This is a genomic window from Sulfurisphaera sp. (assembly GCF_059755235.1).
On record NZ_DBPRYF010000048.1, the window covers coordinates 133,313 to 159,465 of the forward strand.

A 26,153-nucleotide genomic window follows, 5' to 3' on the forward strand; every position below is an offset into this window, starting at 1 on the left:
TATTTTGTCTTTTTCTCTCAAAATAGAAGAGGAACACTATGTTCCTTATTCTTATGCTAAGAAGATTCTTCAAGAACTTATATCTTCTGGAAATTCATCCACTATATTACAACGCACATTTGAATATCTGAATACTTTCTCTAAATGTAATGAGGATGAAGCAGAAGCAGTGATGAAAGAACTGAAAGATATAATACCAAGAGAAGATGTAAGAGCTATCATAGCTAGCTTATGCCCTACAACAATAGAGGAAGTTAGATCAATTCTAGTTTTAGATAGTGGAAAAACTTATACTACAGAAATAATACAAAAAATAATTGAAGTAGTCAAGTCACATATGGAGAGTTGAGATTTTTACTTTAAAAAACAACTATTATTTGTATGCAGAGACGAAAGCCTGTAAAAGAGAGGATGGAGAAAGTAGCATATGTCCTAGACTACATGAGACAAGGAAATCCTTTAGATAAACATGCTCAGCACAAGAATAGACCTGTTCTCCAATTGGTAGGAGAGGACTACTTTATGCTGATAGAAGCCTCACCTATTTCAGATAATATTGATTTTCAGATAGAACAAAGAGTAGAGTTGACAGAATCACCTATTAGAGTAGACTTCCATATTACTTACGATGATCTTACGAGTATGGCAAAAGATGAGTTACCTAAAGTTATAAGAAAGATCGTTACAGAAGAAAAATCGTCTATATTTGTAGATTTCTTCAATAAGGCAGAACCCTTGACGTTAAAATTACATGCTTTAGAACTTTTACCAAACATAGGAAAAAAAACCTTGAGAATTATTTTAGAGGAAAGGAAAAAACAACCTTTTGTTGATTTTAAAGATATTGAAACAAGAGTAGGAATAAAAGATGTACCTGGGATCATAGTGGAAAGAATAATAAAAGAAATCCAAGGAGGAGAAAAATACTATTTATTCGTTTATCCAATATTTGAGGAAAAGAGTAAAAAACTTGGAGAACATGCAGTTTACGTGGGGTATCTAGAAAAATTGGGAAAACAGAATGAAACTGGGACAGCACTTTCTAATAAATAAGAAAATAATAGAAAAAATAATATCATATATCGATTTTTCCATAAGACCACTAATTGAGGTTGGTGGAGGTAAAGGAAATCTAACTAATTTTCTTCATCCAGATCTGGTAATAGAGCTTGATGAAAAATTAGTAAAATTTCTCCCTAATGCTGTATTGGCAGACGGAAGATATCTACCAATAGCTAGAGGGCAAATAGTTTCTTCTCTACCATATTATATAACTTATGAGTTCTTCGAAGAAATAAGCAAAATAGATGGAATAAAATACTTAACCCTTATATTACAATCAGATTTTGCTGAAAAAATAAAAAATGAGTCAACATATATATCATATCTTGTAAATTTCTACTACAGAATAGACATAAAAGACAACATACCACCTTGGTTTTTCTCGCCCAAACCAAAAGTATATTCCACATTAGTAAGATTTACTAGAGTGAGAGATTTTGATGAAAGAGTCAATGTACTTCTCAAGTGCGTGGCAAAGTACAAGAATAAGAACATTTCGAATGCATTAAAATTATGCAACTCCGAAGAAAAAACAGGAAAAACTAATAAGAAAGTAAGGGATTTCAAGCCATGGGAGGTAAGAGAATTATTGAATTTGATGGGTATAAACTATGTATAAATGAAGATACATATGAACCTTCAGATGACACTAAACTTCTTTTAGACATCATAAAGATAAACAGAGGGGAAAAAGTAGTTGAAGTTGGAAGCGGTTCTGGAATCTTAGGCTTATATTCGTTAACTAAAGGAGCTTCGTATGTAACTCTTACAGATATTAACCCATATGCTACTCTTTCAACACTTTGTACTTTATCTTTATATAATTTTACTAATTATGACATTATTAACTGCAATATTTTAGATTGTCTAAGAAATAAAGTATTCGATGTTGCAATTTTTAATCCTCCTTATTTACCTGTTGAGGAATATGATAAATGGATTGGCTACAGCTGGTCTGGAGGAAAGAGTGGAGTTGAAACTCTCATAAATTTCTTGAAAAGTGTTAAAGCAAGGAGAATTTACACAATTTATTCATCGCTAGATGATTTAGACTATCTTTTTTATGTTATAAACATGTTAGGATATAGAATTTCCTATTCATTAGAGAAAACTATAGGTTTTGAAACTCTAACTGCTATAGAGATGAGAAATGATAAGATTAGTGATAGTGGAACCTGAGGGTTCATATAATGTCGGTTTTATCGCAAGACTTGCAAAAAATTTTCTAGTAGATGAATTTTATATAGTTAATCCCAAATGTAACTTAGAGGAATCTAAACAATTTTCGGCCAAAGGTTTAGAGTTTTTAGAGAGAGCCAAAATTGTACCTACGTTTGATGAAGCTGTAAAAGATGTTGAACTAAAAATAGCCACTTCTAGTATAGCTGATAATAAAGGAGATATTCTGAGAAAGTCCATCAGACCATGGGATTTACCTAGGCTAATAGAGGGTAAAAGAGTTGCGCTAGTCTTCGGTAGGGAAAGCGTGGGTTTAACGAGAGACGAGATAGCTAAATCAGATTTACTATTATTTATCCCAGCAAACCCTGAATATCCAGTGCTTAATCTTTCTCATGCAGTTGGTATAGTCTTATATGAGATCTGGAGAAGCAGATCAGAAAATAAGCCAATTGTAAGCGGAGAAGCAATCTCTCTAATTGAAAGATATGTTTCTGATGTTCTTAGTTTTTTACAAAGTAGTGAGGAAGATAAGAAAATGCAAATTGTATTAAAAAGAGTTCTAATTAAAGGAGTGTATGATGAAGAAGAAGCTAGAACCATCATTCGTATTTTGAGAAAACTATATTTGAAAATAAGTGGTAAAATCGAATAGTGAACTTTTTATAAAGGTGTGCAATAAGAAGATTAGCATGTCATCAGCAAAGGGAGCGATAAAGGACAAATGGAAAATGAAAAAATGGTTTACTATAGTTACTCCTAAGACGTTTGGTGAAATAGTATTAGGTTCAACTCCAGCTTATGATGCAAATCAAGCAATAGGGAGAAAACTTGAAACTACACTTTATGATCTTACAGGTGATTACAGTATGGTATATGTTCATCTATATTTTAAAATAATTGGCTTAGAAGGAGATAAATTAATGACTAGATTTGTTGGTCATGAGCTTTCTAGAGATTATATTAGATCATTAGTAAGAAGAAAAAGCTCTAAAATAAGTGCTATAACAGATGTAACAACCAAAGACGGTTATAGTTTAAGAGTTAAAGGACTCGCATTGACAACATATAATGCTCATGTATCTCAGAAAACTGAGATAAGAAAAATAATCTGGGATATACTTTCGAAGAAAGCTTCTGAAAGTACATTTGATGAATTTGTCCAAGATGTCATATTCGGAAAATTATCTAATGACATATTCGAAAATGCAAAGAAGATTTATCCACTAAGAAAAGTTGAAGTAGAAAAAACGAAAGTGCTTAAAGTACCAGCTTAATAAATTAGAAATTCATGAAAGCTATAATTTTAGCAGCAGGTGCAGGAGAAAGACTAGAGCCTATTACTCACACCAGACCTAAAGCTTTTATTCCCATCCTTTCCAAGCCCCTTATCCAATATCAGATTGAATTTTTAAAAAAATGTGGAATTAATGATATTACTATTGTAATTTCTAACAAGTACAAAGAATATTTTGAAAAAAACTTATCTGGAGTATCATTTTCAATTCAAAGGGAAGATAAAAAAGGAACTGGAGCTGCATTATCTTCTATCAAAACTAATGATGATATTTTAGTAATTTATGGAGATATTTTTATTCCAGATCATAACATAATCTGTAACTTAATTTCTCAAAAAGATAACGCGATTTTAGGTGTAAAGGTCAATAATCCACGAGATTATGGAGTATTAATTTCCGACAATGAAGGAAATTTAACAAAAATTATTGAAAAGCCAGAAATACCTCCTTCTAATTTAATTAATGGAGGAATATACAAGTTTAGTCAAGATATTTTCACTTTTCTTGATAAAATATCTTTATCGGAAAGGGGCGAGCTTGAACTTACTGATGCAGTGACTCTAATGGCAAGTGAAAAAAAAGTCAAAGTGATAAGCTATGACGGCTTTTGGTATGACATAGGAAAGCCTTGGAATATAATTGATATAAATAAATGGGCTTTAGATAATATAGAATTCAGTAAAAACTTAGGAAATGTAGAAGAGAACGTAAAAATTAAGGGAAAAGTGATAATTGAAGAAGGAGCAGAATTGAAATCTGGTACATATATTGAGGGACCAGTATATATCGGTAAGGGAAGCGAAATAGGTCCTAATTCCTATATTAGACCTTATACAGTTCTTTCTGAAAAAGTGAAGATTGGTGCTTCTGTAGAGGTAAAAGAAAGTGTTATCATGGAAACTTCAAAAATTCCACATTTAAGTTATGTAGGAGATTCAGTAATAGCCGAAGATGTTAATTTTGGTGCTGGGACTCTGATAGCCAATTTAAGATTTGATGAGAGAGAAGTTAAGGTAAATGTAAAAGGAAAAAGAGTTGATAGTGGAAGAAAGAAACTTGGTGCATTCATAGGAGGACATGTGAGAACTGGAATAAATGTGACAATTCTACCTGGGATAAAAATAGGAGCGTATGCAAAGATTTATCCTGGAGCAGTTGTAAATAGGGATGTAGGCTACGGAGAATTCTTTAAGGTTTAGCCGTTGAAGAGACTATTTTTATTACATCTCCGTCTTGTAACTGATATTCCTCTCCTACCCTCATTTTCTTCTTCACATTAATTGCAAATAGAAAACCTTTAGCCAAATCCGAGTGAATTAAAGCGGCTAGATCTTTAGGTGTGGATCCTTTCTTTATCAAATATGCATCTGGTAATACATTACCATTATGGTCCGTTAGTTTTTTCTCATCTTCTACTGGGTATACTACTATCATAGATAGTGCTCCAAATACAGCAGTATTTATTGCTTCTTGTACTCCAGTACTTCCATAAATTTCCAGTACATTTTTCTTTATATAATCTAATGCTTCCCTTTGTTTTGCCCCTAGATCTTTTAATATTTTAAAGTCTCTTTCCCCCGGTATGTAGTCAATAAATCCAGCTTTTGCTGCTTTTCTTAGCGCTAATTCCGCTTCAGCACTAGTAGGTACTACATAATTGTATTTTTGCTTTAGTTTCTCTATGAACTTTCTTGATTCTGGGAGATCAGCCTTATTTGCCGCAATTATTATGGGTTTTGAGATCTCTCTTAATTTTTTAGAAAAACGCCTTAGATCCTCATCAGTCCATTGCATTAGTTTGACATTTTCCAATTTAGATTGTCTTAATGTTTCTATTATATGATATTTATTTATAGATAAGCCGGAGAGTTTTGATAGTAATTCGTCCACAGGATCTTTGTTAGACAAGTCAGTAGTCCTTGCAAATTTCTGCCAATCTTTGCTTATTATAGAGAAAAACCATTCCTCTATCTCATTTTCTATAAATTTTATATCCTCTTCCGGGTCTCTACTGCCTGGTGGTACTGGAATTCCTTCTTCATTAGTAGATCCACTAGCGTCTATAACATGAATTAGTACATCTGCTTTTCGTAAATCATCAAGAAATTTATTTCCTAAACCTCTTCCTTCATGAGCCCCTGGTATTAAACCAGCTACATCAACTAGTTTTACTGGAATGAATCTATAATCACCGATACATACCGAATTTCTAGGATTACATTTTACTCCGAATTCCACATGAACACATTTCTCTTTAACATATGCAATTCCAACGTTAGGCTCTATAGTCACAAATGGTCTGTTAGCTATAGGTACATCAATTAATGTAGAGGCTGCAAAAAATGTACTTTTACCTACGTTTGTTTTTCCAATCAAACCTATAGTTATCATTCATGATAAAGTGGAGAAACACATTTATTAAGTAGTTGCTCATTTAATGATTAGAAGAATAATGACCTCATCAATGTATAATTATATAGAACAAACTTGGCAATCAGAGGACTGGGGCAAAGTTCTCAGACAAAGACTAATTGAGTGGAGAAGGGAGCCCGCAATAACAAGAATTGATAATCCTACAAGATTAAACAGAGCAAGAGAATTAGGGTATAAGGCTAAACAAGGTTTTATCGTTGTTAGAGTGAGGGTAAGAAGAGGAGGAATGAATAAACCAAGACCTAATAGTGGAAGAAGACCGAAAAGGATGGGAGTTTATGGTTACGGTCCCTCTAAAGGATACAAATGGATAGCAGAGGAAAAAGCGGCTAGAAAGTTTCCTAATTTGGAAGTATTAGGAAGCTATTATGTTGGAGAAGATGGTATGTACAAGTACTATGAAATAGTTATGGTTGATCCTAGTCATCCAGTGATTAAATCTGATCCTAATCTTAAATGGTTACAGGATCCTGCAAATAGGAAAAGAGTGTTTAGAGGGCTTACCTCATCAGGTAAGAAAGTGAGAGGGTTAAGAAAGAGTAGAGGACTTAAAGGAACTATTAAACAAAAATGGAAGAAGAAACAAAAAGAAAGAGAGCTCAAAAAAGGTCATGAAGCGAACAAATATTATAGAATACAGAATTATAAGAAAGTACCCGGGAAATGAAGCTCTCTACTATTTCAATCACTATATTTTGTCATGAAACAGAAGATAAAAATAAGATAATCGGTTCACTAATTGATTTTTTTGGTAATATTCTAAATACAGCAGATATCTCTGAAAGAAAAGTAGAAGGGTATTTTGGAAATTCTATCTCGATAATAGAGTATAAATTGGCAGGGAAAAATGCAAATGAATTAGTAGATAAAATATTTAAATCATTAGATAATGCTGACATAATATTTCTTTTATCTACTCTTAATGAAAGACTAGATGGAAGTAAATTACATTTAAGAATAGACAAACAAAGATTAATTGCAGAGAAAAAAATTAGTATAAAAGATAGCGATGATGTGATAAAGATAGTTATGAGTTTTAAAGGGAAAGTAACGGAGGAGCTTAAAGAAGAGCTGAAAAAGATTGCTAGTAGAACCATGCGTACTTAACTCGAAGTTATTTAATATATTAAAAATAGTAGGATACGACTATTTTTTCTCAGAAGACGGCTTAATTGGTCAAAAAAGAATAACAATAATCGCAAAAAACTCTAGAAGTATAACCAACTTTCTTAAAACAAATCCTAAAGCTCTAGTATTTGTAAAGCCATTAAGTATAGATGCTTTAAAATATGCTATAATAAATGATAAGGTGTCTAGTATAATTCTTTCTTCTGATAATCTTCACCTATTCAAAAAAACAATGTTAAGTTTAATTAGACAGTATGATAAACCAGTAGAGGTACAACTACATAATTTTAACTCTTTTGTCCTAAGGAAAATTATCACATGGTCTTATAGATGGATCATGTATCCATTATTTTCTTCTTGCGCTAATAATTTTGATGAAATATGGCCACCTTTGGCTAAAATAGATCTTCTTGTCACTCACGGTGCAGATGAAGAAGAAGCAATAAAATGGATTTATTTTTCACCACAAAAGTTAATTTCGAAAGATGAACATTTTTGATTTGATAGTAATCCTTTGGCTTTCTGCTCTAACTGTTTTAGTTATCTTATCGTATAGAACAAAAATTATCTATATTAAAAAAATAAAGAATAAAAGAGACATAAGAGCTAAGAGATATGTAATTTTTGACATAATATCACAGGATAACATAGAGCTAAAGGAGATAGAAGAATCGATCAGAAACGCCATAAAAGAACTTGGAGGAAAATTATGGTTAGAGATTGCTAACCCTAAAGTTATTATGATTTACCAGAATCACGGAATAGTCTCGACCAACAGAAGTGGCTACAAAATACTAATAGCTAGTTTACCCTTAGCAAAAGTTCAGAATAAACATGTTCTTCTTGTACCAAGAAGAACTACCGGAAGTTTAAAAAGAGCCAAGAAACTAATAGGAATTAAATGATGACGCCGCTCCAGACTGGAGTATGATGAGCACGCGACGAACTGATAACACTTTTTAACAATAATTATTATGTAGATATTAGGGAGAACAAATTTGGCATTCGGTCCAGCAGCTATGGGATATGATAGAGCAATAACAATATTTTCACCAGATGGTTCGTTATATCAAGTAGATTATGCCTTTGAGGCAGTAAAGAAAGGATGGACAACTCTAGGAGTAAAAACAAAGTCTGGTGTAGTACTAATTGGAGAAAAAAGAAAGGCTACACAGTTACTTGATGTAGATAGTATAGAAAAAGTATTTATGATAGATGATCATGTTGGATGCAGTTTTGCAGGTTTAGCCTCTGATGGAAGGGTATTAATTGACTATGCTAGATCACAAGCCTTGCAACATAGGTTAATTTATGATGAACCAATTAACATAGATTACTTGACAAAAGTAGTTTCAGACGTAAAACAGATGTATACACAACACGGCGGAGTAAGACCTTTTGGTGTCGCATTAATAATTGGTGGTATTGATAGAGGAGTACCGAAACTATTAATGACAGAACCTAGCGGTCAATTTATGCCATATTACGCTGTAGCGATAGGTCAAGGAGGATATACTGCAACAGAATACTTTGAGAAAAATTACAGAGATGATTTAAGTATGGAAGATACTATTCTACTAGCAGTAAGAGCATTAGCATCTACATTGAAACCTAATGAAAAACTAGCGCCGTCCAACCTTGAAATAGGGTATGCTGATAGCAAAACTGGATTGTTCAGAAAGATGAGCTTTGAGGAAAGAGCTTCTATTTTGCAAAAATTATGAGGTGAGACTTATTTCATGACTAAAAAAGAGGAATATGTAATTGCAAGATACGAGCATGCCGGTGAAAGGTTTGAAATTTTAGTAAAACCAAAGGAAGCTAATGAATTAAAGAGCGGGAAAAGTATAAGTTTATCAGATGTAGTTGTTTCTGATGAAATTTTTAAAGATGTCAAAAAAGGTTTAAAAGCTTCTCCTTCTGCATTAAAGAAAGCTTTTGGAACTACAGACTTTGAAGAAGTTGCCAGGCAAATAATATTAAAAGGAGAAATACAAGTCACTGCTGAGCAAAGGAAAGAATTATTAGAAAATAAAAGAAAACAAGTCATTGATTATATATCAAGAAATGCAATAGATCCTAAGACTCATTTACCCATACCTAGGACTAGAATTGAAATGGCAATGGAGCAAGCAAAAGTTCAGATAGATGCGAATAAAGATATAGAAGGGCAAGCTCTCCAGATAATCAAAGAAATAGCTAAAATTATTCCGATCAAGGTAGCAAAAGCCCTAGTAGAAATTAAAGTAGACCCAAAGTATAGTTCTAGGGTTAAATCACAGCTTCATAATTTGGGCGAAGTAAAGAAGTCTAATTGGCTTAGTGATGGAACATTAATTGCAGAGCTAGAAATACCAGCTGGTATGCAACAAGAACTTATAGATAAGTTAAATTCTTTAACCAAAGGAGAAGTAGAAGTAAAAATACTTCAAGTTAAGTGAGGTAAAAATGTCTAGTACAAATAAAATATATTTCGAAGATAGAAGTGTAGTAACTCCAGGGGAACTAATTGCAGAGGGAGATTTCCAAATACCCTGGTCCCCATATTACTATAAAGTTGGCAATAAGTATTATTCGTCTATTACTGGATTGTTAGAAGTAAAGGAAAACTTATTCGAGATCATTCCTCTTGAAGGACATAGATATTTTCCTAAAGTAGGCGATACTGTTATAGGTTTAGTAGAAGACGTTGAAATTTATGGATGGGTTTTGGATATAAAATCACCTTATTCAGCTTATTTACCTGCTTCGGCATTATTAGGAAGATCTGTTAGCCCTGGAGAAGACCTAAGAAGATATTTAAATCTTGGAGACTATGTAGTTGCGAAAATAGAAACCTATGATAGAACAGTAAATCCTATTTTATCAGTTAAAGGGAAAAACTTGGGAAGAGTCACAAATGGTATAGTAATAGATATACCGCCAATAAAAGTACCAAGGGTTATAGGGAAAAATAAAAGCATGTTAGATACCTTAACTGGAGAAACGGGTTGTGAAATTCTCGTTGCTCAAAATGGTAGAATATTAGCTAATTGTGCAAACAAAACAATTGAAGAAGCACTAATTAGTGCAATTGAACTAATTGAGAAAGAATCACATATAAAAGGACTAACAGAAAAAATAAGAAAGTTTCTGAGAGAAAAATTAGGTGAGAATAAAAATGATACAACTGCAGAAACCTCGGCTAATACTTGATAACGGGCTTAGACTAGACGGAAGAAAGCCAGACGAAATGAGACCAATAAAAATAGAACTTGGAGTTCTAAAAAACGCTGATGGCTCCGCAATCTTTGAAATGGGGAATACAAAAGTTATAGCTGCTGTATATGGACCAAAAGAAATGCATCCTAGGCATCTGGCTTTGCCTGATAGAGCGGTACTAAGAGTAAGATATCATATGACGCCTTTTTCAACTGATGAAAGAAAGAATCCAGCGCCAAGCAGAAGAGAAATAGAGTTATCAAAAGTAATAAGAGAAGCACTAGAATCAACAATTCTAGTTGAACTATTCCCTAGAACAGTTATTGATATATTTATGGAAGTACTACAGGCAGATGCAGGAACAAGATTAGTATCATTAATGTCTGCCTCCATGGCTTTAGCTGATGCGGGAATCCCAATGAGAGATTTAATAGCAGGAGTTGCTGTAGGAAAGGCTGATGGCGTGCTCGTCCTTGATTTAAACGAACCAGAAGATATGTGGGGAGAAGCAGATATGCCTATTGCTTTAATGCCATCACTAAAGCAAGTAGCGTTGCTCCAGCTAAATGGAAATATGACGCCACAAGAGTTTAGACAAGGCTTAGAAATGGCCCAGAAAGGTATAGAAACCATTTATAATCTTCAAAGAGAAGCAATAAAGAGTAAATATGCTGAGTATAAGGAGGAGTAAATATGTCAATTACACCATCTAATACAAATGTGACTTCAATTTTAAAGAAAGAAAATATAATAAATGCTTTGGAAAAAGGAGTAAGAATAGATGGAAGAAAACCTACTGACTATAGACAATTATCGGTTACTTTGAATTATGCTAAGAAAGCAGAAGGCTCAGCCTTAGTTAAACTTGGAGATACAATGGTTTTAGCAGGAGTTAAATTGGAAGAAGAAGAGCCTTTTCCAGATACGCCAAATCAAGGTAACTTAGTAGTAAATGTTGAGCTTTTACCATTGGCCTATGAAACATTTGAACTTGGGCCACCAGATGAAAATGCAGTAGAATTAGCAAGAGTTGTAGATAGAAGTCTCAGAGATTCAAAAGCTGTGGACCTTTCTAAGTTAGTTATAGTACCAGGGAAAAAAGTGTGGACAGCATGGGTAGATGTCTATGTCCTAGATTACGGAGGAAATATTTTAGATGCTTGTACATTGGCAGCAGTATCAGCTCTATATAATACAAAGCTTCCTAAAGTAGAAGTAGATGGAGAGAATATTAAGATTTTAAAAGAAGAAAAGACAGATATTATACCAATTAATTACCCTGTCGTTACGACCACTGTAGCAAAGATAGGCAAATACCTAGTTGTGGATCCTAATTTAGACGAGGAAAATATAGCTGACGTAAAAGTTTCATTCTCATATGTCCAAGATGGAAGAATAGTTGGAATGCAAAAATCTAGTTTTGGAAGTCTTAGTTTACAAGAAGTCGATATGGCAGAAAACTTGGCTAGAACTGCATCACAAAAATTGTTCGAAGAGCTTAAAAAGCAACTTAACATTTAGATATGGTGAAGTATAATGGGTAAAACAACTGGGATTGCTGGTAGATTTGGAGCTAGATATGGATCATCTACAAGAAAGAAATGGAAAGAAATAATGGAAAAAAGATACCAAGATCATCAATGTCCAGTTTGTAAAACAACTGGAAAAGTAGTTAGGATAGCTTCTGGTATATGGTACTGTGAAAAGTGCGGTGCTAAGTGGGCAGGGCTTGCCTATACCCCATATTGAAGTTATTTTTACGACGAGTCGTGACGCGCCCTTAAGAGTAAGACGTTTTTTAAATGAATTAGTTGCTTTATTTCCTTATTCTATAAAAGTTAATAGAGGAAGACAAAGCTTAGAAAGTATACTTTCTAGATCTTTATATGCACAAGCCAAATATCTTGTAATGGTAGACGTTATAAAAGGAAATCCGGGTAGACTTAAAGTTTATGATTTATTAACTAATTTTGTCAAATATTCTCTCAAAATTGAAGGTGTTACTTTACTTACAGAATTAAATTTATCTAGAACAATTGTTAAAAGAGGATGCTTAGGGAAAATAGATAATGATGAAATAAGGAGTTTGCTTTTGGATTTAGGGTATACATCAATACAGAATTGTGATGTATACGCTTTTGGTCAATATGTATATAGAAATGATAAGAAGATTTTTGAGTTAAAATTCCTAAGAGATGATAAGATTTTAGGGCCTATAATAAGATTTGCATTATATGATAGAGATCAAAATAACTATTGAGGGAACGGATGAGGAAAGGACATTATTGTTTAATTCAATATTACAAGAGAGTGTAGACAGTAAGGTTGTCAAAGTAAATAAGGAAAGATCTGAGATTATAATTAGACCTCAGTCATTAAGTAGAGGAAGAGCTATAATGAATTCTTATATATCTTGGATATACACAATAATGGAGACAATAAAAAGGGTGAACAACAAATGACAGAAAGAATACCCCCAGAACTTCAAACTCAATTAGTAAAATTACAGCAGTTACAAGACCAGCTTAATAGATTACTTACTGAAAAAAATGTGATAGATGGTGAATTGAGAGAGATAAACAAAATACTACAAGAATTATCACAGCTGGCTGCAGGAACTCCTGTTTACAAAATTGTAGGAAATTTATTAGTTAAAACTGACAAAGAAGCTATACAGAAGGAACTAAATGATAGGAAAGAACTTCTTGAATTAAGATCAAAGACCTATCAGAAACAAGAGAATCTTCTTAGAACTCAACTAGAAGATCTACAAAAGAAAGTGAATGAACTTCTTGCTAAATACTATCCGCAAAGTGGAGGAACAATTAAGGCATAAGACCTTTTTTAACACAAGCATTTTATAGGATTTTACGTAAAAAGTTATTCAATGTTAAGAATTTATGCTGACTATCGTGAAAAAAATAGTGGTATACCAGATTTAATCAAGGAGAAAGGTGTTATTGTTATTTTAGATAATTTATCTGTAGGAGACTATGTGATATCAAGTGAAATAGCAATTGAAAGAAAAAGTGTAGAAGACTTAATTAGTTCAGTATTTGATAAACGATTCTTCGATCAGCTGAGTAGATTAAGCGAGGTCTATCCCAGACCATTTATACTAATTGAGGGAGATACCGAAAAAATAAGAAAGATAACAAGCCGTTGGAAAGCTATTAATTCTGCTTTGGTTTCTGCAATAGTTGATTTTGACCTTAGAGTTATATATTCGAATGATAGAACTGAAACTGCTGAAATCATATACAAAATAGCAGAAAGAAGCGCACAAGAAAGTAAGAAAGGTTTTAGCTTACACGAAAAACCTAAATTCGAAAATATTAAAGACATGCAACTCTATGTTGTAGAGGCTTTTCCACAGATAGGAAGTAAACTAGCAGAGAGATTATTGGAAAAATTTGGTAGCATAGAGAAAATCTGTACAGCTTCTATTTCGGATTTAGAAAAAGCTCTTGAGAGTAGGAAAAAAGCTGAAGAAATATATAAAATCATACATACTGCTTATAATAAAAATGAAAAGAAAAACAACGATGAAAATAATAAAAAGTCTCTCCTTGATTTCTTGTAAATTGAATAAGGAGTACTAATTATTTCTTTTAATAATGAATATGACTACTTCCAATAAGGGCAACGTAGGGGAAAGATCTTAAAAGAGAACTAGATCGACTAATCACAAAGAACAATTAAGTATCCTAGGACATTAAATACGATTAGAAGATTTTGACAAACCTAGTCATTATACAACAGTTATGAAAATTAATCCAAAATGGATTTATTTCTTTATTTTTTTGAAGCTCTTGTGTGATATATGTCTTATTGTATAAATAGTAAGTTACTACATAGAACTCTCTTTATCCTGAAGAATTTCTTTAAGAAATTACTACTTTATTTCTTTCTAATTTCTAGGTGAGGATTTATTTCATATTTAAATAAGTCATGCTTAACATAAATTTCTATAAAATAAAGTCTCTAATTACTCGGATGATTGTTAGTCTTTACGTATAGTAACGACACTTCGTCTTTTTAATCATATTTAACATAATGTCTACCAAATAATAGTTACTTTCTAACAACGAAATATAAGGCTAATAAAAGAAAAGCGTTTTGTTTTTCCCTTTGTATTTTAATTAATGTGATAATGATATTAATTGAGGAAAAAAAAAGTAGCTAAACTTACTGAAAGAAGTCTACGTACTGAAACCCATTACACTTTAATATCTTAAAGTTGAGTTACTAAATACAAACTGGTGATTTAGACCTTGCCTAGATATAAAACAGTAGAGCAAGTCCTTAGCTTAATGAAAGATATTGAGAGAGTAAGAAATATTGGGATTATAGCCCATGTAGATCACGGTAAGACAACAACAAGTGATACTTTATTAGCTGCATCCGGAATAATTTCTCAGAAAGTAGCCGGTGAGGCATTAGCCTTAGACTACCTAACCGTAGAACAACAAAGAGGTATTACTGTTAAAGCAGCAAACGTAAGCTTATACCACGAAAGTGAAGGAAGAGGATACGTTATTAACTTAATTGATACTCCAGGGCATGTGGACTTTAGCGGTAGAGTAACAAGGAGCCTTAGAATTTTAGATGGCTCTATAGTTGTTGTCGATGCAGTAGAAGGAATAATGACACAAACAGAAACTGTACTTAGACAAAGCCTTGAAGAAAGAGTAAGACCTATACTTTTCATAAATAAAGTAGACAGACTTGTCAAAGAATTGAAATTAAGCTCACAGGAGATTCAGAAAAAATTAGTAGATATGATAGTAGAGATTAACAATCTAATCGAGATGTACGCAGAGCCAGAATATAAGGAAGCATGGAGAATTAAACCCGAATTAGGAAACGTAGTCTTCGGATCTGCAAAAGATAAATGGGGATTTAGTGTACCAATAGCACAGAAGAAAGGTGTCAAGTTTTCAGATATAGTTACCGCTTACTCTGGTGGAGATAAGTCGAAGGTAGAAGAGTTAGCAAACAGGGCACCAATACATGAGGCTTTATTAGAAACTGTAATCAAATTCGTACCAAATCCGAGAGACGCTCAGAAATATAGAATACCAAAGATATGGAAAGGAGATTTAGATAATGAATTAGTAAAATCTATGATTAATGCTGATCCTAATGGACCAATAGTTATGATGATTAGTGATATGAAGGTTGATCCTCATGCAGGATTAGTAGCAACTGGAAGAGTATTCTCGGGTACTCTTAGATCAGGTGAAGAAGTATGGCTAGTTAACGCAAAAAGAGAACAAAGGATATTACAAGTAAGCTTATACATGGGACAAACCAGAGAGCTAGCAGAAGAAATTCCAGTAGGTAATATTGCAGCAGCATTAGGAATGGATCAAGCAAGATCTGGTGAAACTGCTGTAGATATAAAGTTTAAAGACATGAACCTTGGATCATTTGAGTCGTTACATTATGTTTCTGAACCAGTAGTTACTATATCAGTAGAGCCAAAGAATCCTAAAGACCTCAGCAAAATGATTGATGCACTAAGAAAGCTTAGCATAGAAGATCCAAACTTACTAGTCAAAATAAATGAAGAGACTGGCGAGTATTTACTTTCTGGTATGGGATTCTTGCATTTAGAAGTTTCATTACAATTACTAAAAGAGAATTATGGAGTAGATGTAGTAACGTCACCACCGATCGTAGTATACAGAGAAAGTATAAGAGCAAAGAGCCAGGTATTCGAAGGAAAATCACCCAACAAACACAACAAATTATACATTAGTGTTGAGCCATTAAATGACCAGACAATAGAGCTAATCGCAAACGGTACAATAAAAGAAGATATGGATAATAAAGAAATGGCTAAGATACTTAGAGATCAAGCTGGATGGGACTACGACGAAGCCAAGAAGATTATAGCAATTGATGAAAATATCAACGTATTCGTAAACGCAACAAGCGGTGTCCAACACTTGAGAGAAGTAATGGATACTATACTTCAAGGATTTAGGTTAGCAATGAAAGAAGGACCATTAGCGCATGAGCCTATAAGAGGATTGAAAGTAGTCCTTCATGACTCAGTAATTCATGAAGATCCAGCACATAGAGGTCCAGCACAATTGTATCCAGCAGTAAGAAACGCGATATATGCAGGATTCCTAACATCAAAACCAACATTATTAGAACCATTGCAGAAGCTTGATATTAGAGTTCCAATGGATTTTGTAGGCAACGTTAGTGGAGTAATTACGAGAAAGAGAGGGAAAATACTTAATATGTCACAAGTAGGAAATGTTGCTAGAATAACTGCAGAAATCCCAGTATCTGAGTCATATGAATTAGCTAGCGAACTAAGGGCCGCTAGTGCTGGAAGAGCATTCTGGGGAACAGAGTTCAGTAAATGGGCACCAGTTCCAGATAGCTTACTTATAGACCTAGTAATGAAGATTAGGGAGAGAAAAGGACTACCTAAACAACTACCCAAAGTAGAAGACTTCCTAGCGTGAAATATTATGGAAGAGTTTAACATTTTTAAAGATGTAAAAGCTATATTTTTTGACTTTGATAATACGCTTGTCTCTTTTGAAGAGCTTTCTATTAAAGCATTAAAAAGCGTGGCAAATGATATATTAGATTATGTTAAGGAGAACTATCCTAATAGGAACCTTGATGAGAATGAATTATTTAAGTCACTCCTTGAAACTTCTAAAAAACTTGATGAGGAAGGCATTTATGATAGAAGAGTATGGTGGGAAGAAGTTTTAAAGAAATATAACATCAAGGCCGAAATGGAAGACCTATATGAGTGGACACAGATATATTGGAGCATCGCAGGGAATAATCAGCCATATGATGATGCATTGGATGCAATTGAGTACCTAAAAAGGAAGGGCTTCAAGTTGGGCATTATAACAAATAGTGACGGAGAATGGGGAGATAAAAAGCAGAGACTGAACAAATTTCCTTTAATTTCTTACTTTGATGTTATACTAGTTAGTGGAGAAAACAACATAAAACCGAAACCTAATCTTCAACCATTCATAATGGCTTGTGAAAAACTAAACCTTTCAACAAATAATTGCGTTATGGTAGGAGACGACCCCGTAAAAGATTGTTTAGCAGCGAAAAAAGCTGGTTTATACTCAATATTAGTGGATAGAAACAGTAAAGTGAAATATGCAGAGCTATATGCAGATTTTGTAGTTCAAAATCTAAAACAATTAGAAGAGATTTTCTAATTCGGAAAGGTATTCTTTAGAAATTGTATTTTGCAAATATGAGAAATATTTTTCTCTATTCTTTTTTCATTCCTCATTTTCACATGGATTTGTAAATTCATCAAAATCTTCTATGGCTACGAAATCCTCATCGTAAGCTTTTTGAAGCCCAACAATTTTATGAAAGATATAGGGCTCTATTATGCTAATACTAAAATCTAATATGCCTCCATAAAATTTCAACAAATCACTGTACTTATTCTTTTCTATAAGGTTTAATGCAACGATTTTTAGTTCCAGTGGTATCCTTAATCCTATTATATTATTTTTTAATTCTTCCAGATTTATTTGGATGTTGCCATTTAGTAAATTATTGTTAAAAAATTTTATAATTGGCTCAAAGTTCTCGTCATTATTCACAATATCCGCTTCAGAATGATAATAAGGATATCTTGTATCGGAGACGGTAACAGTAGGTATTCCTAGCTTTAAGAAATTATATGAGTCTGAATATGCTGAAGGAGATGAAACACTGTTAGGAAAGTACTTAGACAAACCTGGAGTGACATAGTACCTAGAATTTTGTGTTACATTATCAAGGCTTATTACAAGTCGAGTATTGTCTAATTTTTTATTTTTCAAAAAATAGAAAGACCCGCACGCCCAAGAAAAACTTGAAAAGAAACAACCGCTTTCTTCTGCAGTAAATGATATCAGATCTGACCTCCTCCCCGCACTAAAGTCCGGGCATTCCTTTAGTGCGTTTCATTGGTTTGGTGGTATATCTCTTTCCATTCACCACCAGGCTGGGTCTCCAGCCTATTACCCCTATCCCCTTCCGAGGACTCGGGGATATGGATTTTCTCAAAATGTTAAAAGCACCAACGACATCGGCATTAAACACTTTGTTTAATTTGAAGCACTTGAATAGACCTCTAACAATCCTTTTCCCACAAGAATCACCGTGAACTGGACAAGTTGTTGAGGTATATGCTTCATCGACTTCTTCAACTTTCATCCCATACTCTTCAGCTACCTCTGTCAATCTCTCAATCACATAACCATAACTCCAAACGTTAGAGACGTTGAAATTACCTTTCTGTTGGGCAATGTACTTAGGATAGCCAACATAAATTGTTGAAACTCCGATGTTATAGAGCCTCTCAACAACCCTTCTAACTTGAGCATCTATATAGCTCTTTGCTTGTCTTCTTCCTCTTTGATATAGCAGTCTGAGTTTATGCGTTATTTTGATACCGAGTTTGTTTATTTTACTCTGATATTCGGAGACTTTTTCTCTAACATAGTGTACAATTGACTTTAGAGGTCTACCGTTCACTAACGCTGATGCTCCGTCTTCAACATATACAGCCATTAAGTTATTTACTCCTAAATCAATCCCAGCTCTTAGATTACCTTTAGGAGTTAGGGGAACTTCTCTCCATATACCTCTAACAGCTTTCTCTTCGACTTCAAAAGAGATGTGTGCATACCATGTTTTAGTGCCTGAGTCATAATGAATCTCTAATGTTCCTTGTTTTCCCTTCAAATGAACTAAACCAGAATATTCTACTTCTATCCTACCAATTGCTCCTAACCATTTAATAATGATTTTGTTTTTCATTATCTCGTATTGGTCGTTTCTTATTACGACCCATAGTTTTCTGCTTTTCCCTTTCTTTTTATAACCTGGAGGGTTTACTTTCTTTATGAAACCAGGTAAACCTCCATCTTTCTTTTCCTTCAACTCTCTGAAGAAACTGCTCCAAGCTTGGTTGTTCTTATTTAGGACTTGTTGGGCTGTGACAATACCTATTAGTTTCTTGTATTTTTCTTGGAACTCTTTATACGTTGTTTTTAAATTAACACCTTTGTTCCCGAAAAACTGAATCCTTCTGACGTAATTAACTTCATTCCATAGCTTTGATGACAAACTGCATAAAGCTTTCAACTTAGCTTCAGTGTCTTTATCGGGCACTAGTTTTACAACGCTAGTCCTCTTCATTTCTCAACCACTGCTCCTCAACATATTTTTTAATAATATCAGAAGTGACATTTCCTTCTGTAGCTACAAAATAGTCTCTACTCCACAGTTTACCATTTTTAACTCTAACTTTAAGTTGAGGAAACTTTTGCAGAATTTTCCTAGCACTCTTACCCTTAAGATACTTTACTACATAGGCTGGGGCTAGCCGTGGAGGACATAAAACAAAAACGTGGATATAATCAGGCATAACGTCTAAAGCTAGGTTTTCACAGCCTAGTTCAGTGATGATTTGGTTTATGATTCTTTTAGTATATTCGGCAACCTCACCAACAAGTATATCCCTACCATACTTTGGGATCCATATAAAGTGGTAGGCACACCAATACTTTGCATACCTTGTGCTTTTAATTTTCATCTTCGCTTGAGGGTTGTCCTCCACAGCTAGTCCCTAGAATATATTAAATGATGCATACTTTATAAGTTTTCATCCCCGCCTTGAAAGGCGAGGCTTTCATCTTTTGTAACATAAATTTTTTCTTCAGATCTACCGGGCTGAATTGCCTCAATTGTGTATCCGGTTGATTCCCTAAATTTCGATTTTAAATAAAAACGACAATTCCCTTTAATACTAGGAATGTCTTTTTCTCTCACATAAAAAGCAGGTATCTCTGGTGGAGGTTGAGGTAAATGTGAAAGAAGTTTACCATTTTTTAAAACAAACTTTCTCATATAATTATCTAAAGTAAAAATTAATAGTTTATCTTTATATAAGTGGTAATATTTATTTATTTCAAGTAAACCATTCAATTTTATTACTTTATAGTTAGTTGTTTCAATGTCTATTGAAGGGGAATATGGCATTGCAATAGATTCTACTTTATTTCCTTCACATTCTATCTCTATTTCTTTTTGCTCCCAATATAAAACATTTTGAGGATAGACATAGGTTTGAACATCTTCCTTTTCTTCAAAGAATTCCTTTATTTTATCTATTACAAGGCGTTCTTTTTTATCTCCTGCTATAAGTTCTCCAAATTTCGAAAGCTCTTTAACTCTACTAAACAGCATTAAATTATGAATACACTAGCTAATGTATTAAATAATATATTCCCGAGCGATGGAATTTATGAGGTAATTTTAGGATCTAATGGAGAAAAGCCAAACTTAGCCCCTGTGGGAATTATAAAAGAAGGTAATATATTAAAATCAAAAATATATAGAAATACTATAACATTTTCTAATCTTTTAAAAAAGTCAAAATGTAGCATCAATATTATACATGATCCTAATTTGTTCTTTGATTCTTTTTTTGGTTCTGTAAAAGTTAATTCCTTTGTTGATGACATTCCGATCTTAGAAAAAGGAGTTACTCTAATAGCTTCATGTAAATATGAGAAAATAGAAGATCCTACATATTTCTTTTATGAGGTTATAAATTATAAAAAATATAGCGAATATTTTACTGCTTTTAACAGAGGTAATTCTATGTTAATAGATTTGCTAGTTCATGTTTCAAGATTAGATATTTATACCAAACAGGAAATTGAAAAATATTTACCAATTATCAGATACGAGATTGAAATTATTCGTAAAACTAGCCCCGAGAGTATAAAAAATGTCTCAAAAATAATGGAATTATTTTCACAGAAAGGGTTAAAAATCTAAGATCTCAAAAAGATATATGTCTTTCACTGTTGCTCTCATACAGGGCGATGGAATAGGACCGGAAATAGTATCTAAATCTAAGAGAATTTTAGCTAAACTTAATGAAATGTACTCTTTACCAATAGAATATACTGAAGTTGAGGCTGGTGACAGAGCTTTAGCTAGATATGGAGAACCATTGCCAAAAGAAAGCTTGAAAATTATAGATAAAGCAGATATAATACTTAAAGGACCCGTAGGAGAATCTGCGGTCGATGTGATAGTAAAATTAAGACTGATGTATGACATGTATGCAAATATCAGACCTGCAAAATCATTACCCGGAATTGATACTAAGTTCGGAAATGTAGATATACTAATAGTAAGAGAGAATACAGAGGATTTATACAAAGGTTTCGAATACATAGCATCTGACGGAGTAACCATTGGAATGAAAGTTATAACTAGATTTGCGTCACAGAGAATTGCAAAAGTGGGGTTAAATTACGCTTTGCAAAGACACAAAAAAGTTACATGTGTACATAAAGCAAATGTAATGAGAGTGACAGACGGGTTATTTGCTGAAACTTGCAGAAGTATCTTAAAAGGAAAAGTTGAGTATTCTGAAATGTATGTTGACGCTGCAGCAGCTAACCTAGTAAGAAATCCACAGATGTTCGACGTTATAGTTACTGAGAATGTATATGGAGACATTTTAAGCGATGAAGCAAGTCAAATAGCAGGGAGCTTAGGGATAGCACCTTCTGCTAATCTTGGAGATAAAAAATCATTATTTGAGCCAGTACATGGGGCAGCGTTTGACATTGCAGGCAAAAATATCGGTAATCCTACTGCCTTCTTACTGTCAGTAGTTATGATGTATGAAAGAATGCATCAACTATCAAATGACGACAAATATTTAAAAGCGGCAAAAGCTCTAGAAAATGCTATACATCAAGTGTATAGAGAGAAAAAAGTTCTTACGCCTGACGTAGGTGGAAATGGAACTACTGATGATATGATTAATGAGATCTTCAATAAGCTAAGTTAAAAGGTTTTTAAAGCGGAATTTTAATCTATTATAACGGTGAACTAAATTATCTTACCCCACAATAAAGCCTTTGTCTTCTAAATTTGATCCCATTTCTGTAGAGAAGGAGATATTAAGCTATTGGGACGAAAATAAAATCTACAAAAAATTGAAAGAAAGTAACAGTAGATTGGAAAGGAAATTCTTATTTATAGATGGTCCTCCTTATCCGTCAAGTCCAGTTCCTCATATAGGAACGATATGGAACAAAGTAATAAAGGATTGTATACTAAGATATGAAAGATTAGCCGGGTTTAGAACATATGATCAGCCAGGTTATGATACTCACGGATTACCTATTGAGGTTGCAATGGAAAAACAATTAGGAGTTCAGAAAAAATCTGATATAATAGAGAAAATAGGGGTAGATAATTTCGTAAATAAATGCAAGGAATTTGCTTTAAACAATGCCTCAGCGTTGACACAGAACTTCAAAGACGTAGGGGTCTTCATGGATTGGGAAAACCCCTATATGACTCTCCATAACTCTTATATTTCTAATTCTTGGATGTTAATAAAAAGAGCATATGAAAGAGGGTTATTATACAAAGGAGTTCATGTATTACACTGGTGCCCCAGATGTGAAACTACGTTAGCTGACTATGAAGTATCAGAGTATAAGGAGCTTGAAGATCCATCTATCTATGTAAAATTCAAAGTTAGAGGAGAAGATAATAAATACTTAGTAATTTGGACAACAACACCTTGGACATTACCAGCGAACGTCTTTGTTATGATAAATAAAGACTATGAGTATGCTGAAGTTGAAGTTAACGGAGAAATTCTAATAATGGCTAGGGATAGAGTTGCTGAAGTAATGAAGGAAGCTGGGGTAAAAGACTATAAAATATTGAGAACCTACAAAGGGGAGAAACTTCTAGGTTTACATTATTTACACCCATTAGCTGACATTGTACCTGCACAAAAAGGTTTAGATAATTATCATGTAGTAGTAGATGCAGGTGAAGAAGTTACATTATCGGAAGGAACTGGATTAGTTCATTCTGCTCCAGGTCATGGTGACGTAGATTTTGAAATAGGCAAGAAGATAAATGCACCGATTGTTATGCTAGTAAATGATAGAGGAGAGTTCTTACCAGAGGCTGGAAAATACTCTGGCAAAAATGTAAGGGCTTCTGCGGATGAAATAATTAACGACTTGAAAGAGAGAAATGCATTATTACATGCCGGTAAAGTTATCCATAGATATCCAGTATGTTGGAGATGTAAAACTCCCCTAATTCTAAGAGCAATAGAGCAATGGTTTATTGGCGTCTCAAAATTAAGGGATGAACTGCTGAGAGAAATAGATAATGTAAAATGGGTACCTGATTGGGGAAAGACTAGAATAGGGAATATGGTAAAAGAAATCAGAGATTGGGTAATAAGTAGGCAAAGATTCTGGGGAACCCCATTACCAATTTGGGTATGCAAAAATTGCGGTAACATAACTGTAGTTGGAAGTAAAGAAGAATTGCAAAAAGTAGCTATAAACAAAGTTCCTGATGATCTTCATAGACCTTGGATTGATCAAGTAGTAGTAAAGTGCAGTAAGTGTGGCGGAGAATCTTATAGAGTGCCCGATGTTGCAGATGTATGGTTTGATAGCGGTGTAGCTTTCTTTGCTAGTTTAGGTGAAGAGTGGGAAAAGAAATGGAAGGAAATAGGTCCAGTAGACTTAGTCTTAGAAGGGCATGATCAGCTAAGAGGATGGTTCTTTAGTTTACTTAGGTCTGGTGTTATATTACTTGATAGAGCACCGTATAATGCTGTTTTAGTTCATGGATTTATGTTAGACGAACAAGGAAGAGAAATGCACAAAAGTTTAGGAAACTATGTAGAGCCTTCACAAGTCACCCAAAAGTATGGTAGAGATATATTAAGACTTTGGTTGCTAAGAAATACCACTTGGGAAGATGCTAAGTTCTCATGGAAAGCATTAGACCAGATTAAAAGAGATCTTAACATTATATGGAATATCTATGTGTTTGCCTCAACGTATATGAATTTGGACAATTTTAACCCCTTACAGTACTCATTAGATGGTTTGAAGGAAAACTTAAGGGTTGAAGATCTCTGGTTACTATCTAGATATAATAGAATGTTAAAAGAAGTAAAAGAAGCAATGAAGGATTTCAAAGTCCATGAACTATCAAACAAAGCCTCTAATTTCTTACTTGATGATGTAAGCAGATTCTATTTAAGATTAGTTAGAAAAAGAGCTTGGAATGAAAGTAATGATCCAGATAAGATTACCATGTACTACGTTCTTTATGAAGTGTTAAAAGGTACATTAATCCTATTATCTACAGTAATTCCTTTTACAACAGAGAAAATATATCAGAACTTTGTTGTAAATAGGAAAGATTCTATAAGCATGGAGAGTTTACCAGAAGCAAATGAAGAGTTTATAAACGAAAGAATAGAGAAAGAGTTTGAGCTTAGCAAAGAAATAGGAGAGGCAGGACTTAATGCGAGAGCTAAAGCTGGAATTAAGTTAAGATGGCCAATTAAGAATGCCTATGTATTTTTAGTTTCAGATACGGACGTAGCAATGGCTAATGAAGTTAAGGACGTAATAAAATTCCTATTAAACTCTAAAGACGTAGAGATAGCTGGCATTGAAGGATATAAAAGATTCAGCAAGATAAAGGCAATACCAAATAGAGGTACAATAGGACCAGAATTTAAGAGATTATCAGCAAAAATCGTAGATTACATAGACAATAATGCTGAGAAAGTTGCCTCAGATGTAATAAGTAAAGGATATCATGAAGTTGTAATTGACGGTGAAGCTTTGCAGATTAAGGTTAACCATGTTAATATAGTAGAAGAGACCGAAGAAGGATATGTATCTGCAAGATTCGATAAAGGAGTCGTAGTATTAAAGAAAGAGATTAGTGAAGAGGAGGAAGAGGAAGGAATAATAAGAGATATAGTAAGAAGAATACAATTTATGAGAAAACTACTAAATATTCAAGTAAATGACTACATCATTCTGACTATCGATCCACCACAAGGAAGAGAAGAGATACTAAAGAAATGGAGTGAATACATAAAATCCGAAACTAGGGCTAAAGAGCTGATAATAGGAGAAGCAAAAGGAGACTTAATAACCACTTGGGAGATAGAGGAAGAAAACTATACCATAGGAGTAAGCAAAGCTTGATATTTCCTTTTCCTAGAAGAAAGAACCTCAATGTAATACTATTTACATCAGTTTTTTCTACTGATAAGACTCTTGCTGAAATTACAATTAAAACTTCCTTTATAGTTAGAACACTAGCAATTTTTAGAGTTTCAAATCTTTATCTAGTTGATGATTTAAATGATTCACAAGTTAAGAAAACTGTAACCGATATAATTAGCTATGCGTTACTACCTCCTTATCTTAAGAGAAAAGTCCCCTTAAAAACTACTTTAAAAAAAGCGGGACTAATTAATCCGGTGAATATTCCTTCACATATCGTAGAGAGAGAAGCAGTTGAAGGAGAATATAGAGTTGGAGAAAACGGGGAGTTTGGGTTAAGAAATATTAAAAGTAAATCTAAATCAATCCTAGTAATTAACTCAAATCCCTTAAAAGTAAAATCTTATGATATGTTCCCTTATTATAGTGGATTTAAGACCAGATTTATAGGACAAGATCAAATCTTCTCGATGAATAATCTAGTTATAGGAAGCAGATCTGGTAAGAATCCTTTTGAAGATATTGGTAAAATAAAAGAGCTATATGAAAAAAATGGAATTTCACTTTTAATTGGCCCCCCTCAAGGGGGAATATTAAAAAATATAAACATTAAAAAATATGAATATGTATATAATTTTATTCCTAACCAAGGAGTTAAAGATGTTAGAGCAGAAGAGGCACTATTAGTTTCTTTGTCGATTCTTAATTATATCTTAGGATAGATACATTTTTATACGTAGAC

At 33.4% G+C, this 26,153-nt stretch carries 32 protein-coding genes; 27 read left to right on the forward strand and 5 right to left on the reverse strand.

The annotated features are described in order from the left end of the window. Positions 1-4: 4 nt before the first annotated feature. The 7 genes from AC3OCB_RS09445 to spn are packed head-to-tail and all read left to right on the forward strand — an operon-like array spanning position 5 to position 4,738. Positions 5-349, forward strand: coding sequence for a DNA-directed RNA polymerase subunit F (locus tag AC3OCB_RS09445; protein ID WP_498342189.1), 345 nt, complete (start codon positions 5-7; stop codon positions 347-349). A gap of 32 nt (positions 350-381) precedes the next feature. After that, positions 382-1,053 carry a DUF655 domain-containing protein gene (locus AC3OCB_RS09450; protein ID WP_498342191.1) on the forward strand — a complete coding sequence of 224 codons (672 nt, stop codon included), beginning with the start codon at positions 382-384 and terminating at the stop codon, positions 1,051-1,053. Continuing rightward, the gene (locus AC3OCB_RS09455; RefSeq protein WP_498342192.1) at positions 1,022-1,681 is read left to right on the forward strand and encodes a 16S ribosomal RNA methyltransferase A; all 660 of its coding nucleotides are present in this window, start codon (positions 1,022-1,024) and stop codon (positions 1,679-1,681) included. The genes AC3OCB_RS09450 and AC3OCB_RS09455 overlap by 32 nt, the downstream gene beginning before the upstream one ends. Beyond that, positions 1,633-2,241: a HemK2/MTQ2 family protein methyltransferase gene (locus AC3OCB_RS09460; protein WP_498342194.1), complete on the forward strand. Its 609-nt coding sequence runs from the start codon at positions 1,633-1,635 to the stop codon at positions 2,239-2,241. The genes AC3OCB_RS09455 and AC3OCB_RS09460 overlap by 49 nt, the downstream gene beginning before the upstream one ends. Beyond that, complete coding sequence (gene trmJ, locus AC3OCB_RS09465) at positions 2,213-2,896, forward strand: tRNA (cytidine-2'-O-)-methyltransferase TrmJ (protein WP_498342195.1); 684 nt, start codon at positions 2,213-2,215, stop codon at positions 2,894-2,896. The genes AC3OCB_RS09460 and trmJ overlap by 29 nt, the downstream gene beginning before the upstream one ends. A 37-nt stretch (positions 2,897-2,933) precedes the next feature. Beyond that, positions 2,934-3,518 (forward strand): 30S ribosomal protein S3ae, encoded by a 585-nt coding sequence (locus AC3OCB_RS09470; RefSeq protein ID WP_498342196.1) that lies wholly within the window; start codon positions 2,934-2,936, stop codon positions 3,516-3,518. Positions 3,519-3,532: 14 nt separating this feature from the next. Further along, positions 3,533-4,738 (forward strand): bifunctional sugar-1-phosphate nucleotidylyltransferase/acetyltransferase, encoded by a 1,206-nt coding sequence (gene spn / locus AC3OCB_RS09475; protein WP_498342197.1) that lies wholly within the window; start codon positions 3,533-3,535, stop codon positions 4,736-4,738. On the opposite strand, the gene AC3OCB_RS09480 is transcribed toward spn, so the two are convergent. Beyond that, positions 4,728-5,930: a redox-regulated ATPase YchF gene (locus AC3OCB_RS09480; protein ID WP_498342198.1), complete on the reverse strand. Its 1,203-nt coding sequence runs from the start codon at positions 5,928-5,930 to the stop codon at positions 4,728-4,730. The genes spn and AC3OCB_RS09480 overlap by 11 nt on opposite strands. A 61-nt stretch (positions 5,931-5,991) precedes the next feature. Here AC3OCB_RS09480 and AC3OCB_RS09485 point away from each other — a divergent pair, with 61 nt between their 5' ends. The 16 genes from AC3OCB_RS09485 (at position 5,992) to AC3OCB_RS09560 (ending at position 17,521) form a co-directional block, all read left to right on the forward strand. After that, positions 5,992-6,639 (forward strand): 50S ribosomal protein L15e, encoded by a 648-nt coding sequence (locus AC3OCB_RS09485; RefSeq protein WP_498342380.1) that lies wholly within the window; start codon positions 5,992-5,994, stop codon positions 6,637-6,639. Continuing rightward, positions 6,636-7,079, forward strand: a complete 444-nt coding sequence (locus tag AC3OCB_RS09490; RefSeq protein WP_498342199.1) for an RNA-binding domain-containing protein — start codon at positions 6,636-6,638, stop codon at positions 7,077-7,079. Before AC3OCB_RS09485 ends, AC3OCB_RS09490 begins: the two co-directional genes overlap by 4 nt. Further along, entirely contained in the window at positions 7,054-7,599 is a 546-nt protein-coding gene (locus AC3OCB_RS09495; protein ID WP_498342200.1) for an RNase P p30-like protein, read from the forward strand. Before AC3OCB_RS09490 ends, AC3OCB_RS09495 begins: the two co-directional genes overlap by 26 nt. Next, a complete protein-coding gene (locus AC3OCB_RS09500) occupies positions 7,586-8,005 on the forward strand; it encodes an Rpp14/Pop5 family protein (RefSeq protein WP_498342201.1) in 420 nt (139 codons plus the stop codon). The genes AC3OCB_RS09495 and AC3OCB_RS09500 overlap by 14 nt, the downstream gene beginning before the upstream one ends. A 93-nt stretch (positions 8,006-8,098) precedes the next feature. Continuing rightward, complete coding sequence (psmA, locus tag AC3OCB_RS09505; protein ID WP_498342203.1) at positions 8,099-8,824, forward strand: archaeal proteasome endopeptidase complex subunit alpha; 726 nt, start codon at positions 8,099-8,101, stop codon at positions 8,822-8,824. A gap of 15 nt (positions 8,825-8,839) precedes the next feature. Further along, positions 8,840-9,541 (forward strand): ribosome assembly factor SBDS, encoded by a 702-nt coding sequence (locus AC3OCB_RS09510; protein WP_498342204.1) that lies wholly within the window; start codon positions 8,840-8,842, stop codon positions 9,539-9,541. 7 nt (positions 9,542-9,548) lie between these two features. Then, entirely contained in the window at positions 9,549-10,295 is a 747-nt protein-coding gene (rrp4, locus tag AC3OCB_RS09515) for an exosome complex RNA-binding protein Rrp4 (protein WP_498342205.1), read from the forward strand. Continuing rightward, positions 10,261-10,992, forward strand: coding sequence for an exosome complex exonuclease Rrp41 (rrp41, locus tag AC3OCB_RS09520; protein ID WP_498342206.1), 732 nt, complete (start codon positions 10,261-10,263; stop codon positions 10,990-10,992). The genes rrp4 and rrp41 overlap by 35 nt, the downstream gene beginning before the upstream one ends. 2 nt (positions 10,993-10,994) lie before the next feature. Further along, on the forward strand, positions 10,995-11,822 hold the full coding sequence (gene rrp42 / locus AC3OCB_RS09525; protein WP_498342207.1) for an exosome complex protein Rrp42: 828 nt from the start codon (positions 10,995-10,997) through the stop codon (positions 11,820-11,822). Between the two features lie 15 nt (positions 11,823-11,837). Beyond that, positions 11,838-12,050: a 50S ribosomal protein L37ae gene (locus tag AC3OCB_RS09530; RefSeq protein WP_498342208.1), complete on the forward strand. Its 213-nt coding sequence runs from the start codon at positions 11,838-11,840 to the stop codon at positions 12,048-12,050. Continuing rightward, positions 12,031-12,561, forward strand: coding sequence for a Brix domain-containing protein (locus AC3OCB_RS09535; RefSeq protein WP_498342209.1), 531 nt, complete (start codon positions 12,031-12,033; stop codon positions 12,559-12,561). The genes AC3OCB_RS09530 and AC3OCB_RS09535 overlap by 20 nt, the downstream gene beginning before the upstream one ends. Next, on the forward strand, positions 12,536-12,763 hold the full coding sequence (locus AC3OCB_RS09540; RefSeq protein ID WP_498342210.1) for a KEOPS complex subunit Pcc1: 228 nt from the start codon (positions 12,536-12,538) through the stop codon (positions 12,761-12,763). The genes AC3OCB_RS09535 and AC3OCB_RS09540 overlap by 26 nt, the downstream gene beginning before the upstream one ends. Continuing rightward, positions 12,760-13,137, forward strand: coding sequence for a prefoldin subunit beta (locus tag AC3OCB_RS09545; RefSeq protein ID WP_498342212.1), 378 nt, complete (start codon positions 12,760-12,762; stop codon positions 13,135-13,137). Before AC3OCB_RS09540 ends, AC3OCB_RS09545 begins: the two co-directional genes overlap by 4 nt. A gap of 51 nt (positions 13,138-13,188) precedes the next feature. Then, positions 13,189-13,884: a 3'-flap repair endonuclease Xpf gene (gene xpf, locus AC3OCB_RS09550; protein WP_498342213.1), complete on the forward strand. Its 696-nt coding sequence runs from the start codon at positions 13,189-13,191 to the stop codon at positions 13,882-13,884. Between the two features lie 691 nt (positions 13,885-14,575). Next, entirely contained in the window at positions 14,576-16,789 is a 2,214-nt protein-coding gene (locus AC3OCB_RS09555; RefSeq protein ID WP_498342215.1) for an elongation factor EF-2, read from the forward strand. A 3-nt stretch (positions 16,790-16,792) separates the two neighbouring features. Then, positions 16,793-17,521: an HAD family hydrolase gene (locus tag AC3OCB_RS09560; protein WP_498342381.1), complete on the forward strand. Its 729-nt coding sequence runs from the start codon at positions 16,793-16,795 to the stop codon at positions 17,519-17,521. A gap of 66 nt (positions 17,522-17,587) precedes the next feature. Here the strand turns inward: AC3OCB_RS09560 and AC3OCB_RS09565 are convergent, their stop codons facing one another. The 4 genes from AC3OCB_RS09565 to AC3OCB_RS09580 form a co-directional block, all read right to left on the reverse strand. Continuing rightward, positions 17,588-18,142 carry a hypothetical protein gene (locus tag AC3OCB_RS09565; RefSeq protein ID WP_498342217.1) on the reverse strand — a complete coding sequence of 185 codons (555 nt, stop codon included), beginning with the start codon at positions 18,140-18,142 and terminating at the stop codon, positions 17,588-17,590. Positions 18,143-18,236: 94 nt separating this feature from the next. After that, a complete protein-coding gene (locus tag AC3OCB_RS09570; protein WP_498342218.1) occupies positions 18,237-19,505 on the reverse strand; it encodes an RNA-guided endonuclease InsQ/TnpB family protein in 1,269 nt (422 codons plus the stop codon). After that, positions 19,492-19,902 carry an IS200/IS605 family transposase gene (gene tnpA / locus AC3OCB_RS09575; protein WP_498342382.1) on the reverse strand — a complete coding sequence of 137 codons (411 nt, stop codon included), beginning with the start codon at positions 19,900-19,902 and terminating at the stop codon, positions 19,492-19,494. The genes AC3OCB_RS09570 and tnpA overlap by 14 nt, the downstream gene beginning before the upstream one ends. 59 nt (positions 19,903-19,961) lie before the next feature. Further along, a complete protein-coding gene (locus AC3OCB_RS09580) occupies positions 19,962-20,555 on the reverse strand; it encodes a hypothetical protein (RefSeq protein WP_498342220.1) in 594 nt (197 codons plus the stop codon). A gap of 6 nt (positions 20,556-20,561) precedes the next feature. Here AC3OCB_RS09580 and AC3OCB_RS09585 point away from each other — a divergent pair, with 6 nt between their 5' ends. The 4 genes from AC3OCB_RS09585 (at position 20,562) to AC3OCB_RS09600 (ending at position 26,133) form a co-directional block, all read left to right on the forward strand. Then, a complete protein-coding gene (locus AC3OCB_RS09585; protein ID WP_498342221.1) occupies positions 20,562-21,152 on the forward strand; it encodes a DUF447 domain-containing protein in 591 nt (196 codons plus the stop codon). Between the two features lie 16 nt (positions 21,153-21,168). After that, a complete protein-coding gene (gene leuB, locus AC3OCB_RS09590) occupies positions 21,169-22,182 on the forward strand; it encodes a 3-isopropylmalate dehydrogenase (protein ID WP_498342222.1) in 1,014 nt (337 codons plus the stop codon). Between the two features lie 70 nt (positions 22,183-22,252). Then, positions 22,253-25,390 carry an isoleucine--tRNA ligase gene (gene ileS / locus AC3OCB_RS09595; RefSeq protein ID WP_498342223.1) on the forward strand — a complete coding sequence of 1,046 codons (3,138 nt, stop codon included), beginning with the start codon at positions 22,253-22,255 and terminating at the stop codon, positions 25,388-25,390. After that, positions 25,387-26,133 carry a putative RNA uridine N3 methyltransferase gene (locus AC3OCB_RS09600; RefSeq protein WP_498342225.1) on the forward strand — a complete coding sequence of 249 codons (747 nt, stop codon included), beginning with the start codon at positions 25,387-25,389 and terminating at the stop codon, positions 26,131-26,133. The genes ileS and AC3OCB_RS09600 overlap by 4 nt, the downstream gene beginning before the upstream one ends. Positions 26,134-26,153: the final 20 nt, after the last annotated feature.

Excerpts from the sequence above, each read along its gene's own strand:
- AC3OCB_RS09450 (WP_498342191.1), top strand. The coding sequence starts at position 382 with ATGCAGAGACGAAAGCCTGTAAAAGAGAGGATGGAGAAAGTAGCATAT.
- AC3OCB_RS09455 (WP_498342192.1), top strand. The coding sequence starts at position 1,022 with ATGAAACTGGGACAGCACTTTCTAATAAATAAGAAAATAATAGAAAAA.
- AC3OCB_RS09460 (WP_498342194.1), top strand. The coding sequence starts at position 1,633 with ATGGGAGGTAAGAGAATTATTGAATTTGATGGGTATAAACTATGTATA.
- trmJ (WP_498342195.1), top strand. The coding sequence starts at position 2,213 with ATGATAAGATTAGTGATAGTGGAACCTGAGGGTTCATATAATGTCGGT.
- AC3OCB_RS09470 (WP_498342196.1), top strand. The coding sequence starts at position 2,934 with ATGTCATCAGCAAAGGGAGCGATAAAGGACAAATGGAAAATGAAAAAA.
- spn (WP_498342197.1), top strand. The coding sequence starts at position 3,533 with ATGAAAGCTATAATTTTAGCAGCAGGTGCAGGAGAAAGACTAGAGCCT.
- AC3OCB_RS09480 (WP_498342198.1), bottom strand. The coding sequence starts at position 5,930 with ATGATAACTATAGGTTTGATTGGAAAAACAAACGTAGGTAAAAGTACA.
- AC3OCB_RS09485 (WP_498342380.1), top strand. The coding sequence starts at position 5,992 with ATGACCTCATCAATGTATAATTATATAGAACAAACTTGGCAATCAGAG.
- AC3OCB_RS09490 (WP_498342199.1), top strand. The coding sequence starts at position 6,636 with ATGAAGCTCTCTACTATTTCAATCACTATATTTTGTCATGAAACAGAA.
- AC3OCB_RS09500 (WP_498342201.1), top strand. The coding sequence starts at position 7,586 with ATGAACATTTTTGATTTGATAGTAATCCTTTGGCTTTCTGCTCTAACT.
- AC3OCB_RS09510 (WP_498342204.1), top strand. The coding sequence starts at position 8,840 with ATGACTAAAAAAGAGGAATATGTAATTGCAAGATACGAGCATGCCGGT.
- rrp4 (WP_498342205.1), top strand. The coding sequence starts at position 9,549 with ATGTCTAGTACAAATAAAATATATTTCGAAGATAGAAGTGTAGTAACT.
- rrp41 (WP_498342206.1), top strand. The coding sequence starts at position 10,261 with ATGATACAACTGCAGAAACCTCGGCTAATACTTGATAACGGGCTTAGA.
- rrp42 (WP_498342207.1), top strand. The coding sequence starts at position 10,995 with ATGTCAATTACACCATCTAATACAAATGTGACTTCAATTTTAAAGAAA.
- AC3OCB_RS09530 (WP_498342208.1), top strand. The coding sequence starts at position 11,838 with ATGGGTAAAACAACTGGGATTGCTGGTAGATTTGGAGCTAGATATGGA.
- AC3OCB_RS09540 (WP_498342210.1), top strand. The coding sequence starts at position 12,536 with ATGATAGAGATCAAAATAACTATTGAGGGAACGGATGAGGAAAGGACA.
- AC3OCB_RS09545 (WP_498342212.1), top strand. The coding sequence starts at position 12,760 with ATGACAGAAAGAATACCCCCAGAACTTCAAACTCAATTAGTAAAATTA.
- xpf (WP_498342213.1), top strand. The coding sequence starts at position 13,189 with ATGTTAAGAATTTATGCTGACTATCGTGAAAAAAATAGTGGTATACCA.
- AC3OCB_RS09570 (WP_498342218.1), bottom strand. The coding sequence starts at position 19,505 with ATGAAGAGGACTAGCGTTGTAAAACTAGTGCCCGATAAAGACACTGAA.
- tnpA (WP_498342382.1), bottom strand. The coding sequence starts at position 19,902 with ATGAAAATTAAAAGCACAAGGTATGCAAAGTATTGGTGTGCCTACCAC.
- AC3OCB_RS09580 (WP_498342220.1), bottom strand. The coding sequence starts at position 20,555 with ATGCTGTTTAGTAGAGTTAAAGAGCTTTCGAAATTTGGAGAACTTATA.
- AC3OCB_RS09585 (WP_498342221.1), top strand. The coding sequence starts at position 20,562 with ATGAATACACTAGCTAATGTATTAAATAATATATTCCCGAGCGATGGA.
- leuB (WP_498342222.1), top strand. The coding sequence starts at position 21,169 with ATGTCTTTCACTGTTGCTCTCATACAGGGCGATGGAATAGGACCGGAA.